Genomic DNA, 12229 nt, shown 5'->3' on the forward strand with positions numbered 1-12229 from the left:
GGGCTGGGGGGGGTAAAACACCTAATACTCTGAGCGATTTAATCCCATCTACAATCACATTTAGAACCCCATCCAAATTATGATAAACATCATCATTTGTAAACCTCAAAAAATTAATTCTTGCTGATTCAATAAATTCTTGCCTTGCTGCATCATATTCTACAGCACCTTCTTGAAAATGACTGTCACCGTCTACTTCTAGTGCTAACTTGATTTCCGGTGAGTAGAAGTCGATTACAAATTCTGCTACGCTGTACTGTCTGCGAAATTTACAATTCTCAAGCTGTCTGTTTTTGATTTTGTCCCAGAGACGTTTTTCAGCTTTTGTCATTTCTCTGCGAAGTCGCTGTCGCTTGAGTTTTTCTGAGGTTTTGTTGTAAAGTTTTGTCATTTTTTTATTTGGGGTTTTTCGTTGCTTGCTTGGCTTTTTTACCCCCCCCAGCCCCCCCTTGCTAAGGGGGGGAGCAAGAGTTAGCTGTTTGTTAAGGGTGGGAGTAAGAGTTGGAAATGTAGATGATATTTAATCGTTTATTGCATCTACTCTTTTACCCCCCCAGCCCCCCCTTGGTAAGGGGGGGAGCAAGAGTTGGCCCCGATGTTCGGGGTGGGAGCAAGAGTTTCGAGTGTCCAAAATTCAAAATTGAATAATACAAAATCTATAATTTATATGACTTCAAAAGTTACCCTCACTATCGTCGCAGGTAATCTCAAAGGCCAAGTATTTACCTTTGATACCCGCACAACTTGCATTATTGGCCGCGCCAAAGATTGCTACCCCAATATTCCCGACGATGAAAAACACCGCACGATTTCTCGCTATCACTGTTTGCTAGATATCAATCCTCCCGATATCCGAGTGCGCGATTTTGGTAGCAAAAATGGTACTTTTGTTAATAGCAAGAAAATTGGTCAGCGAGAAGCTCATCAAACTCCTGAAGACGCTGCTCAAATTCAATTTCCAGAGTGCGACTTGCAGGGGGGAGATGAATTTACACTCAGCGATACTTCTTTTCTAGTTGCTGTTGCTGTTGACCCGGAAATTGCGACGAAAAATATCCAACAGCAAACACCCCCTACTATTCCCTCAAATCAAGCGAATCTGTGGGAAATGTTGCAAGCTTTTTTGTTCAAAGCTGTGGCTAATGTGAGCAATCTCGGAGTTCTCGGCGATTACGTTTTGCTGAAGGAGTTGGGTAGGGGTGGTTTTAGTTTGGTTTATTTGGCGCGACAAAAACAAACTAATGAAGAAGTTGCGCTGAAGGTGATGCTACCAAAAGTAGCTGCGAATCAGCGGGCGGTTGATTGGTTTATGCGGGAAATTGAAAATACCAAATCTTTAAAACATCCCAATGTGGTAGGATTGAAAGAGTCTGGTTATGCCGAGGAAACGTTCTTTTTTACAATGGAATACTGCGACGGCGGTAGTGTTGTTGATTTGATGGCAAAACGCGGTGTTAGCACTTTGCCGATCGCCGAATCTGTAGCTATTATTGCACAAGTTTTAGATGGTTTGACTTATACTCATAATGCGGAAATTCCGAATGTAAGATTGGCTGATGGGAGTTTTGCAAAGGGACGGGGTTTGATTCACCGGGATTTGAAGCCGGGGAATATTTTTCTGGCGAATATTGGCGGTAAACAAGTTGCTAGAATTGGCGATTATGGGTTAGCAAAGGCTTTCGATCAAGCGGGTTTAAGTGGTTTAACTCTGAGTGGTAATGCTGTTGGTACGCCGTATTTTATGCCGCGACAGCAAGTGCTTGATTATAAGTATGCGAAACCGGAGGTTGATGTTTGGGCGGCGGCGGCTTGTTTGTATGTGATGATTACGGGATATTCGCCTCGCAATTTTGTGGAACTTGACCCGTTTCGTGCTGTGTTGGATAATGATGCGGTTCCTATTCGCGATCGCACTTCTTCGATCCCTAAACCGCTAGCTACCGCAATCGATCGCGCTTTAATCGACAATCCTGAAATTTATTACAAAAGTGCAGTAGATTTTAAACAAGCTTTATTAAACACTATATCATAAATTAATGAATGCACGATTTTTGTGGCTGTCTCCCGAAAATAAACCTCGTTGGCTTGTCCTATTTTTATTGGGTTTAATCACGACTTTGGCAACGATCGCCACCGCAGTTTACTTCAAAAGCCCGATCGCCCAAACAGCAAATCTCACCTTATCTGTAGACGTTACAGCCGATCGCCATTCCATCAGCCCCGACATCTACGGTATGAACGATTATGCCCTAGATCCCGCCATCGCTAAAGAGTTGCGAATTCCAGTCGAACGCTGGGGCGCAAATCACACCAGCCGCTACAACTGGTTAGTCGATTCCTCCAACAGCGGCGATGACTTCTTCTTCGTGGGCGGCGGCGACAACAAAAACCCGATTCCCGGCGATTCGATCGACAAAATTGTCAACACCAACCGCAAAAACGGCAGCAAAAGCATCGTTACTATCCCGATGATTGGCTATGTAAATAAATTGAGCATCTGGAATTGCGGCTTTCGAGTAGCCAAATACGGCGCGCAAGAAAAAACCAATCCTTATATTTTTCCAGAAGAGGACAAGTGCGGCAACGGAAAGCGTCCAGACGGCAGTTTAATAACAGATAACAACCGCCTTGATGTTAGTATTGTTAGCGATGCAGCTTTCCAGAAAGCTTGGGTTCAACACTTAGTTAAAACCCACGGTACTGCTGAATCGGGCGGCGTGCAAATTTATCAAATGGATAACGAACCAAGCGGCTGGGGAAACACTCACCGCGATGTTCATCCAGAAGCGACAAGTTATGATGAATTGCGCGATCGCACTTACCAATATGCCTCAATGGTAAAAGCCGCAGATCCCACCGCTAAGGTACTGGGCCCGTCGGATTTCGGCTGGCCTGTTTATGTGGATTCGGGAGTAAAGGGCGATCGCGAAAAACACGGCGGTGTCTGGTTTGCGCGGTGGTACTTGCAGCAAATGCGGGCTTACGAACAGCAAAAAGGTGTTCGCATCCTCGACTATTTTGACGAACACTACTATCCTGTCGTCGATGACCTCTGTGTGGCGAATTGTCCCGCCGGCGATGCTAAGACGCAAGCAGCCCGGTTGCGATCGACTCGTTCTCTGTGGGACAGCACTTATACTGATGAAAGCTGGATTGGTAAATCGAATCCGCCGCTAACAATTATTCCCCGGTTTCGAGACTGGGTAAAGCAGGATTATCCCGGTACAAAAGTCGCGATTACTGAATACAATTGGGGCGGTTTAGAGTCGATTAACGGGGCTTTAGCCCAAGCCGATGTACTGGGGATTTTTGGGCGAGAACAACTGGATTTAGCGACGCTGTGGGGGCCTCCGAAGTCTTCTGAACCGGGTTCCTATGCCTTCCGCACGTACCTGAATTATGACGGGAAGGGCAGCAAGTACGGGGATACTTGGGTGCGATCGCACAGCACAGACCAGGAACTTTTGTCAATCTACGGCTCGCAACGCACTAACGACGGTGCTTTGACGCTAGTAATCATTAACAAAACCAGCCAAAAGTTGACGGGAAACTTGAGTCTGAAAGGATTTAACCCAGCCGCCAAAGCTCAAGTTTACACTTACAGCGAGGCAAATTTGCGGGCGATCGTCCGTCAGGATGATTTGGCTGTCAGCGGTGCTGGATTCAAGGCAACTTATCCCGCTAATTCTATCACTTTGGTTGCCATTCCCAAGGAAAAAGCTTAGTCATATTGTTTTCGCTTGCATCGGAATGATTTAACCACAGAGTACACAGAGTACACAGAGGGAGAGAATATATATCTGAATCATTCCGATGCTACCGGATTTGATATCAGTTGTCAAATTCCCTAGCATTGGAATTTTTACTGTGGCGACTAATCCCCGCTAATCTCCACCAACCTTTCACCTGTTCTCAAAAGTTCCAGCGCATCTAACAACGTTGCACTGAGAATCTCTCGCAAGCGATCGTTTGATGTATTGCCACACGTCAACCAAATAATTTGTGGGGGGGAATCAAGACGATCGACTAAATCAACAAAATCACTGTCTTTAGTCATCAAAATAACTCCCTGCGCTTTGGCTGCCTCGAAAATCTCAGGATCTTCAGCATCTCTCAGTCCAATGTCGCGCAAGGCTACCGCTGCTACTCCCAGTGTATTAGTCATCCAGGTTGCGATCGCTGGTGACAGATGTGCATCTAGGCAGATCGCAATGCAACCAATACTGGATGATTAAGTTTACGTGAGGCGTACAAAAGAGATGCTTTGAGGTCGTCTATTTCCAGATCGGGCATTTCTTCGAGAATTTGTTCCGCACTCAAACCAGCCGCAAATAAGTCTAGTACATCTGATACCCGAATTCTCATGCCGCGAATACAGGGACGACCGCTACACTGTCTGGGATTAATTGTGATTCTTGCAAGTAGTTCCAACATTCAAGTTAGTGATGGTAAAAACTTATATAGCGGTTCTCAAAAAAGTGAGGTATGCCCGGTTTGGCCTATCCCGGATAGTACCTCATATGATATCTCGAAAGGCTGTATTCAGTATATCAGATTAAGCATCGACCATCCAAGCAATACACTTTTGCATTTGATTGCTCATCGTTTCTCGATCGGCATTATACCTGCGGCCGTGTCCCGGCAACACCCACTCAAACGAGTAATCAGCCAAATTCTGCATAGACTTGATTTGTTCGGGCCAAGAATACCAGCAGACTTCGCGAAAGGCAATTAGCTGCTGCAAATTTTCCGACCAAGCCAGATGATCGCCGCTAAACAAAAACTTGTTATTATAAAGCAAAACTGTGTGAGCTTTCGTGTGGCCGGGAGTAGGTAGAATCAACAAATCATCAGCTAATTGATACGGTTCGCTGCCTGATAATTGAATTTCTACACTGCGAGTATCCGCGTTAATTTCATCAGCATGGAGAATGCGATCGCACCCAAAACGATCGCGGTATTGTTGATGGTCTGCCACATCGTCGCGGTGAGTCAAGTACAGATAGCGAATGCCTCCCATTGCTTCTATATTTTTGACTAGCGGCGGCACAAAACGGGGTGAATCAACTAAAATGTTTCCTTCGGGGCGGACAATTAAATAGCTGGCCGCGGCGTAGGATTTCTCTGAGTGGTAGCCGCAGTGATAGACATTTTCTGCTACGAGTGCGGGCAACAGTTGCTGGGCTTCTTTGATGTTTTTGGGTTTTTCTACAGTGCCGATAGAACTTGTGGGACAAGACAAAAGAGCCGCGAGACTTCGCATGGATGCCTTTTCGTTTGTCGGCTGCCGGTAAACCGCCGACTGTTCTCCCGCTTGAGTAAATACTTCCGGCGCCATCCACCGACAAGTATCGCAGTCAATGCAGCTACTGTCTACATAAAAATTACCGCTGATATTTTCGGGGCGGCGCAAATTTATATGAGCCATTTTTTTACCTCTCGATTGCCAATAGAAATAATTGTAAATTATAACAAATTTGGCTGAACTATCCTTGTATTTCTTAGTCCGCGCTGGCGGGCTTTGTTTTACTACCTCAGCGTTTTTAACCGCCGAGTAGAATGATTGAAACCCCGATTTCTTGAAGAATTCGGGGTTCTGGATATCCTATTTTTTCGGTTCTACTGCTGCTTTTGATCTGCTGGAAAAGCCCCAGCTTTCACTGCCACAGTCACAGGTTGTCCGCTGCGGCTCAACTCAAGCTGCATATCGGCACCCACTGTACTTTTCTCGACAATTTGCTGTACGCTGCCAGCATCGCTGACCTCTTGACCGTTGATTTTCTTGATCACGTCGGCAACGCGAACTCCCGCTTGTGAGGCCGGAGAATCTTTCGCAACTCCCAGAACTAACACGCCTTTATCTTCAGTCAGCCTCAATTTAGTGTTGGGATTTTTATTGAATTCTGCCTTGATTTGGGGAGTAATGCTCAACATCCGAACGCCGAGATAAGGATGTTCCGCTTTTCCAGTTGTTACTAATTGGTCGGCAATTTGTTGTGCCCGATCGATCGGAATCGCAAAACCCAATCCTTGGGCACCTTGAATAATCGCCGTATTCATCCCAATAACTTGACCGCGCTGGTTCAGCAGCGGGCCGCCGGAGTTACCCGGATTGATCGCGGCATCGGTTTGAATAAAGCTGACGCGCTTGTCGGGAACGCCGACATCGGCACTAGAACGGCCTGTAGCGCTAATAATCCCCACAGTCACGGTATTGTCCAAACCGAGGGGATTGCCGATCGCCACGGCCCATTCTCCCGGCTGCAATTCTTCAGATTTACCCAAACTCACCACAGGCAAATTGTTAGCTTCAATTTTCACAACAGCCACATCAGTAACTGTATCTACGCCTAAAACTTTGCCGACAAATTCGCGACCGTCTTTGAGTTTTACCGTCACCGTATCCGCGCCGTCAACAACGTGAGCGTTAGTCAAAATGCGACCGTCGGAACCAAAAACAAAGCCCGAACCGGAGCCGCGTTCTACCCGATTTCCCTGCGGGAGCGGAGAGTCCGGCCCAAAAAAGCGGCGGAAAAACGGATCTTCCAAAACATCGGGCTGTTGAGTTTTCACCGTGCGAGAAGAATCGATCCGCACCACTGCCGGACCGACTTCTTGCACAACTTTAGTCACAAAATTAGAGTCTTGAGAAGGCAGTATATTGGCAGGCAGTGCTGAGATTTGCGCTGCATTTGCAGGTTCAGCTTTGATGGCGTTAGAAGAACCGGGAACTTGAGAAGTTAGGGCGTTGCAGCCGACAGTTGCCGTGGAGCCGAGCAAAATTAGGGATAAAAAAGCAAGTTTTTTCGGCAGAGAAAACTTGCGGTCGGGCTGAATTTGATTTGGCATATTTTTGGTTGACATAGTATTGATTTGGTGGGATAACGGGCGAGAGTTATAATTATGGTTTGGCATTTTTAGCACCTATTAACTTAGAACTAAATGTTCTATAATTTTAATTCAAGCATTTGTTTGATGTAGTTGCCTGGTAGGGTTTCCCCTACAAGGTGGGGTAGAAACCGGACTGTACCCGGCTAATGGCTGATTGCTGTTTGTAAGTGCGATCCTCTTCGTTGGCTTCGCTAACGAGCTTTTGTCAGCACCGGCGAATTGGCACCTGAATGCGATAATACATACTACGGTAGCTGACCCGCATATTCCGTATTTTCTCGGAATAAATCTTCATCGAATCAGTTTTGTCAACTCAGCGGTCGCGACTGCAATTAAATTAGTTTGCAGTCAAAACTGAGTCTTGACTGCAAAGGCGATCGGGGTTATTTTACGGGCTGCCAGATCGTTCCCAATTTTTAAATCTCAAATCTAAAATAGTATTATTGTTCCGCAGGCTCAATAGAATGAACCTCATCAATTTCCCCCGACTTGTTCCTCGAAGTTTCCCAAGCATCAACAGCATTCTTAATAAAACCAGCCATCGGCACGGCAACGATCAAACCTGCTACTCCCGCCACCTTGACTCCTATTAGCAGCGACACTAAAATCCACACGGGATTCAAGCCGATAAAACCGCCTAACAACCGAGGAGCAATCCCGCTTTCAATTACTTGATCGATGACTGTAGCGACAACTAAAACAGTAACACCAAGCCAAAAGTTGTTTAATACAATCAGCAAACTGACAATGCAAATACTAAAAGGTGCCCCGAAGGGAATCATCGTCATTACACCCACACCCAAACCGAACAGCAATCCGAAGGGAACTTGTAAAATTAAAAAAGCCACAGTCATCGACACTCCCATCAAACCCGCCAAAGTTGCTTGACCGACAAAGTAGTTGTGGAAGCTTCGCGCCAGCAACAGCCGCAATTGCAAGCTCAGCTTGGAAGGTAGCCACTTAAACAATCCTTCCCACACGCGATCGCCGTGCAAAAGCAAGTAAAATGTCAGGACTATTGTCAGTAGAAAATTCACCGCACTGTCTGCCGCACCCAAACCAAATTTGAGGATTTCGCCCGTGAGAAACTGCAATTGAGCTGAAAGTCGATCGTTCAATTGAGCAGTTAAACTGGTAATATCAATGCGGAGATTGCGATTTTCCACCCACTTGTTGAACGCTTCAATCTGTTGCGTGCCAGAAACTATCCAAGTCGGCAGCCTCGTGGCGAGTTCAGTGACTTGATTGAGCAAAATAGGAGCCAGAGTGATAGTTAAAACCACTAATACCAGTAAAGTCACAAACAATACCGACAAAACTGCCCGATCGCGCGCCAAACCGTATCTGCGGAGAAAGCGCACCGGATAATCTAGCAAAAAAGAGAACACTGTAGCGACTACCAAAACAGTAATCAGGGCCCGAAAATATTCAAAAACCAGGAGTGCCAACCAGCAGTTGAGTACCGTTAGCGGAAATAACAGTCCCCAAGTCCACCAATTCGACAGTTGAGTGAAACGTCTCATCTAAGTTAACCCAGTTAAAATTGGAGATGCCTGATGCGAGATTGACACTGCTATTCGCGGTTCTGAGTCAACCATTTTATGTTGCATTTATTTATACCAGCCTGCAGAAAATCATCAGTTGCTCGACCAGCCGCAGAAATTGAGCTGCTGGCAGGCATTGCCTGCCACAACCATCTTATATCGTTTCCGCTACTATGGATATATCCTGCGGAATAACTTATACCAGTTTTCTAAAGATATGCTATGGATGAAATCCGAAGCCCCCCCTTAATAAGGGGGGGTTGGGGGGGTAATATCTAGCGCTACTTTATGAAATTGGTATTACTTTTTGCTGTTGCTACCAAAACAGGACAGCGACTCACCATTCAACCTTTTTTCCCGTGCCGTTCGAGAGCTAATTCAATTAAAGAATTTACTAATTCCGGGAAAGAAATTCCATCTGCCGCCCACATTTGAGGATACATACTGGTAGCTGTAAAGCCAGGGAAAGTATTAATTTCATTAATCAAAACTTCTCCCGTAGATTCAATGTAGAAAAAATCTACTCGCGCTAAACCGGCTGCGTCTACAGCCAAAAACGCTTGAACTGCCATTTCTTGAATTTGCGAGGCGATCGCACCGCTAACTTTTGCCGGGATCGAGCAATCGGACTGTCCCTCAGCATATTTAGTTTCATAGTCGTAGAAATCGCTTTTAAAAGTAATTTCTCCCACCGTAGAAGCTTTTGGGTTGTCATTGCCCAAAACCGCACATTCTAACTCTCTAGCCACCACACCCGCTTCCACAATGATCCGCCTGTCGTAGCTGGCGGCGCTGTCGAGAGCCGCTTCTAATTCAGCGCGCGATCGAGCCTTAGAAATTCCCACAGACGAACCCAAATTCGCGGGTTTCACAAAGCAAGGATAACCCAAACTTTCCTCTATTTTGTCGCACAGTTTGGGGAAAACGCAAGGATTAGACCAAATGTCGGAACGGTTGACAGCGACATATTTTACCTGCGGCAAACCAACTTGAGCAAAAGCCATTTTCATCGCAATTTTATCCATTCCCAGCGCCGATCCCAAAACCCCGGAACCGACAAAAGGAATTTGCAATAATTTAAGCAACCCTTGCACCGTACCGTCTTCGCCGTTGGGCCCGTGCAAAACCGGGAACCAAACATCTACGGAATTAAAATTAGGAAATTGCGGTTGTGGAGAAGACAAAGCAGAGTTTTCGGGTTCTCCTTGTGCTGTTTGCGACTCTATTTCCAGAGATTTTCCTGTTTCTAAAACTTTTTGTGGTGTCGCGCCCGACAGCCAGCGGCCGTCTTTTTGGATGTAAAACGGCAGAACTTCGTATTTAGAGGCATTTGCATCAGCAGCGAGGGCACGGGCGATCGCCCGCGCCGAACTAATCGAAACTTCATGTTCGCCCGATCGCCCGCCAAAGAGTAACCCGATCCGCATCTTCGTCATTTTTCAATACTCCCCGTACTTTTTGACAAATATACACGCAGTGAGTGCAGCCAACGCAGAAACGAACCGCCGATCCCTTCCCTCCCACTCTTTCTCTGTGTTCTCTGCGCCCTCTGCGGTAAAAAAATATATCTTGTTAGAAAATAAACCATCTCTAGCCAAGATAAACTATACAGACTACTCCGGCTGTACAGGTTTCACAAAACTGCTGCGAGCCCGAACAAAACAACTGCTCGGCCCGCCCACACCCTCACTTTTTGCCACAAAAAACCAAGGTTTATGTCGATCGTCATACAAAACCCCCAATCCGCTAGGGCCGAGATAGATTTCAAAATTCTGCCCTTGTTTCAAAGTACCAACAACAGGCCAACTGCCAATATTTAAATCTATCTTGCTCCCCGGATCTTCAATTTCCCGAATCGAATGAGATCCCATGCGGCAGTTGAGACCGTTCGGGTCAGAATCTACCACTTCCCAATATCGGTGCGAAGTTCTTGTATATTCTCCCTCTTCGTTTGGCTGCGGCAAATCAGCTTGTGAAGCAGACAGTTGTTCGTCGAATCCTGAACTTTGTGTCATGAATTTAAACCCTATTTTGTTAATTTAAATGAGGACTTGCATTCCTCTCGATCGCACTATAGCAATCCTAAATGATTCGCAAAACTTGTAGGGGTAGCGCTAAGAGTGCCTACCCCTGATTAATCGGGGATTTTCAAAGGGAACAGCCCTACAATAAATTACACAACTGATGCGAAGATTGCTATAATCTTTATCTCAGATGCTTGTGGGGCCCCCTACAACATAATATAGCAATCCTCCTAAATCATGTGTGAATTTCTTACTCCCTCCCCGCGAGTTCGGGGAGGGTTGGGGTGGGGTAAAAATATTTACGACTCCTGCAAGGATTGCTATAGAGGTTTTGCACAAGTTATAGCGATTCGATCGCGTTGTGAGTTATGCTCTATGCCCGACAGCACCTCATTTTTCTGAGAAATGCTATATTTCAAAACCCTTACAGCATTTCTCCAGTCAAACTAAAAGCGCGAATATCAGTAATTTTAACCCGCACAATTTTACCCGCCAACTGTGCAATATCGCCCTTAAAAAAAGTGAGACGATTACCGCGAGTGCGTCCCATCACCTGACTTGAATCCTTAAGATTCTGAACTTCCACCAAAACCTCCTCAGTGCGTCCGAAATAGCGCTGCGATCGTTCCATAGCCGTTGTTGTGACTACATGATTGATCCGTTGCAGGCGATCGGCCTTCACCTCCTCACTCAACTGATTTTCCCACAAAGCAGCCGGTGTCCCAGGGCGAGGCGAATAAGCCGCCGTATTCACCAAATCAAAACCAACATCTTCGATCAACTTCAGAGTCTTCTCAAACTGCGCCTCCGTCTCCCCAGGAAAACCCACAATCGCATCAGCAGTAATCGAAGCATCCGGCATATAACCGCGAATCATATCAACAATCCGGCGGTACTTCTCCTGAGTATAACCCCGCGACATCGCCTTCAAAATATCATTATCTCCCGACTGAAAAGGCACATGAAAATGTTCGCAAACCTGCGGCAACTCCGCACAAGCCTTAATCAATCTTTCATTAAAATAGCGCGGGTGGCTAGTAGCAAATCTGAGGCGATCGACCCCAGGAACATCCTGCACAAAATAAAGCAAATCCGTCAAAGTATGCTGGTTGCTACCATCCGGTTTCGTCCCCGGCAAATCGCGCCCGTAAGCATCAATATTCTGCCCCAACAAAGTTACTTCCTTGTAACCTTGACGGCCCAACTCCTCCATTTCCGCCCGAATAGCCTCCGGCATTCGCGACTGTTCAACCCCGCGAACATTAGGCACAACACAATAAGTGCAGCGTTCATTGCAGCCATAAATTACATTTACCCAAGCAGTCACCTTGCTGTCGCGACGAGGCTTAGTAATATCCTCCATAATCTCAACAGCTTCAGTCGCCACAACTTGATTTCCCTGAAAAACTTCTTCCAGCAAATCTTCAAGTCGGTTAGCGTGTTGCGGCCCCATTACTAAGTCCAATTCCGGCACTCTGCGAAGCAGCGCTTCACCTTCCTGCTGCGCCACGCATCCAGCCACAACTAAAGTCAAACCAGGTTCTTTGCGCTTGCGATGAGCTTGCCTTCCCAGGTTAGAATAAACTCTTTGTTCGGCATTGTCGCGAATCGTGCAAGTATTGTAGAGAATCAAACTAGCGTCGTTAGGGTCTTCCGAAAACTCAAAGCCCATATTTTCCAGAATGCCGGCCATCCGTTCCGAGTCGGCTTTATTCATCTGGCATCCGAAAGTAGTGATGTGATAGCGGCGGGGTTTAACAGTCATGGACA

The 12229-nt window shown here is 46.3% G+C and carries 11 protein-coding genes; 2 read left to right on the plus strand and 9 right to left on the minus strand.

What is annotated here, in order from left to right; genetic code table 11:
• Positions 1–391 (minus strand): endonuclease domain-containing protein (locus WBA89_RS15410; protein WP_424407862.1); only part of this gene is annotated, 391 nt, incomplete at its 3' end.
• A gap of 276 nt (positions 392–667) precedes the next feature.
• Here WBA89_RS15410 and WBA89_RS15415 point away from each other — a divergent pair.
• Positions 668–2032, plus strand: a complete 1365-nt coding sequence (locus WBA89_RS15415; protein ID WP_424407865.1) for a protein kinase domain-containing protein — start codon at positions 668–670, stop codon at positions 2030–2032.
• 4 nt (positions 2033–2036) lie between these two features.
• The gene (locus tag WBA89_RS15420; protein ID WP_424407867.1) at positions 2037–3725 is read left to right on the plus strand and encodes a glycoside hydrolase family 44 protein; all 1689 of its coding nucleotides are present in this window, start codon (positions 2037–2039) and stop codon (positions 3723–3725) included.
• Between the two features lie 149 nt (positions 3726–3874).
• Here WBA89_RS15420 and WBA89_RS15425 read toward each other — a convergent pair whose 3' ends face one another.
• From WBA89_RS15425 to miaB, 8 genes are all read right to left on the minus strand, one after another.
• A complete protein-coding gene (locus WBA89_RS15425) occupies positions 3875–4165 on the minus strand; it encodes a DUF5615 family PIN-like protein (RefSeq protein ID WP_333089929.1) in 291 nt (96 codons plus the stop codon).
• Between the two features lie 32 nt (positions 4166–4197).
• Positions 4198–4434 (minus strand): DUF433 domain-containing protein, encoded by a 237-nt coding sequence (locus WBA89_RS15430; RefSeq protein ID WP_424407870.1) that lies wholly within the window; start codon positions 4432–4434, stop codon positions 4198–4200.
• A 121-nt stretch (positions 4435–4555) separates the two neighbouring features.
• Entirely contained in the window at positions 4556–5428 is an 873-nt protein-coding gene (locus WBA89_RS15435; RefSeq protein ID WP_424407872.1) for an MBL fold metallo-hydrolase, read from the minus strand.
• A gap of 191 nt (positions 5429–5619) precedes the next feature.
• Positions 5620–6864, minus strand: coding sequence for an HhoA/HhoB/HtrA family serine endopeptidase (locus WBA89_RS15440; RefSeq protein ID WP_424407874.1), 1245 nt, complete (start codon positions 6862–6864; stop codon positions 5620–5622).
• A gap of 467 nt (positions 6865–7331) precedes the next feature.
• Positions 7332–8414 carry an AI-2E family transporter gene (locus tag WBA89_RS15445; RefSeq protein ID WP_424407876.1) on the minus strand — a complete coding sequence of 361 codons (1083 nt, stop codon included), beginning with the start codon at positions 8412–8414 and terminating at the stop codon, positions 7332–7334.
• A gap of 365 nt (positions 8415–8779) precedes the next feature.
• Positions 8780–9871, minus strand: a complete 1092-nt coding sequence (locus tag WBA89_RS15450; protein ID WP_424407878.1) for a D-alanine--D-alanine ligase family protein — start codon at positions 9869–9871, stop codon at positions 8780–8782.
• 177 nt (positions 9872–10048) lie between these two features.
• Positions 10049–10450: a hypothetical protein gene (locus WBA89_RS15455; protein ID WP_424407880.1), complete on the minus strand. Its 402-nt coding sequence runs from the start codon at positions 10448–10450 to the stop codon at positions 10049–10051.
• 433 nt (positions 10451–10883) lie between these two features.
• Positions 10884–12224, minus strand: a complete 1341-nt coding sequence (gene miaB, locus WBA89_RS15460) for a tRNA (N6-isopentenyl adenosine(37)-C2)-methylthiotransferase MiaB (protein ID WP_424407882.1) — start codon at positions 12222–12224, stop codon at positions 10884–10886.
• Positions 12225–12229 lie beyond the last annotated feature (5 nt).

It is taken from the genome of Microcoleus sp. (assembly GCF_049646505.1).
Classification (GTDB): domain Bacteria; phylum Cyanobacteriota; class Cyanobacteriia; order Cyanobacteriales; family Microcoleaceae; genus Microcoleus.

Bases quoted from the DNA above. Each gene is read 5' to 3' on its own strand.
- WBA89_RS15415 (WP_424407865.1), top strand. From the start codon at position 668: ATGACTTCAAAAGTTACCCTCACTATCGTCGCAGGTAATCTCAAAGGC.
- WBA89_RS15420 (WP_424407867.1), top strand. From the start codon at position 2,037: ATGAATGCACGATTTTTGTGGCTGTCTCCCGAAAATAAACCTCGTTGG.
- WBA89_RS15425 (WP_333089929.1), bottom strand. From the start codon at position 4,165: ATGACTAATACACTGGGAGTAGCAGCGGTAGCCTTGCGCGACATTGGA.
- WBA89_RS15430 (WP_424407870.1), bottom strand. From the start codon at position 4,434: ATGTTGGAACTACTTGCAAGAATCACAATTAATCCCAGACAGTGTAGC.
- WBA89_RS15435 (WP_424407872.1), bottom strand. From the start codon at position 5,428: ATGGCTCATATAAATTTGCGCCGCCCCGAAAATATCAGCGGTAATTTT.
- WBA89_RS15440 (WP_424407874.1), bottom strand. From the start codon at position 6,864: ATGTCAACCAAAAATATGCCAAATCAAATTCAGCCCGACCGCAAGTTT.
- WBA89_RS15445 (WP_424407876.1), bottom strand. From the start codon at position 8,414: ATGAGACGTTTCACTCAACTGTCGAATTGGTGGACTTGGGGACTGTTA.
- WBA89_RS15450 (WP_424407878.1), bottom strand. From the start codon at position 9,871: ATGACGAAGATGCGGATCGGGTTACTCTTTGGCGGGCGATCGGGCGAA.
- WBA89_RS15455 (WP_424407880.1), bottom strand. From the start codon at position 10,450: ATGACACAAAGTTCAGGATTCGACGAACAACTGTCTGCTTCACAAGCT.
- miaB (WP_424407882.1), bottom strand. From the start codon at position 12,224: ATGACTGTTAAACCCCGCCGCTATCACATCACTACTTTCGGATGCCAG.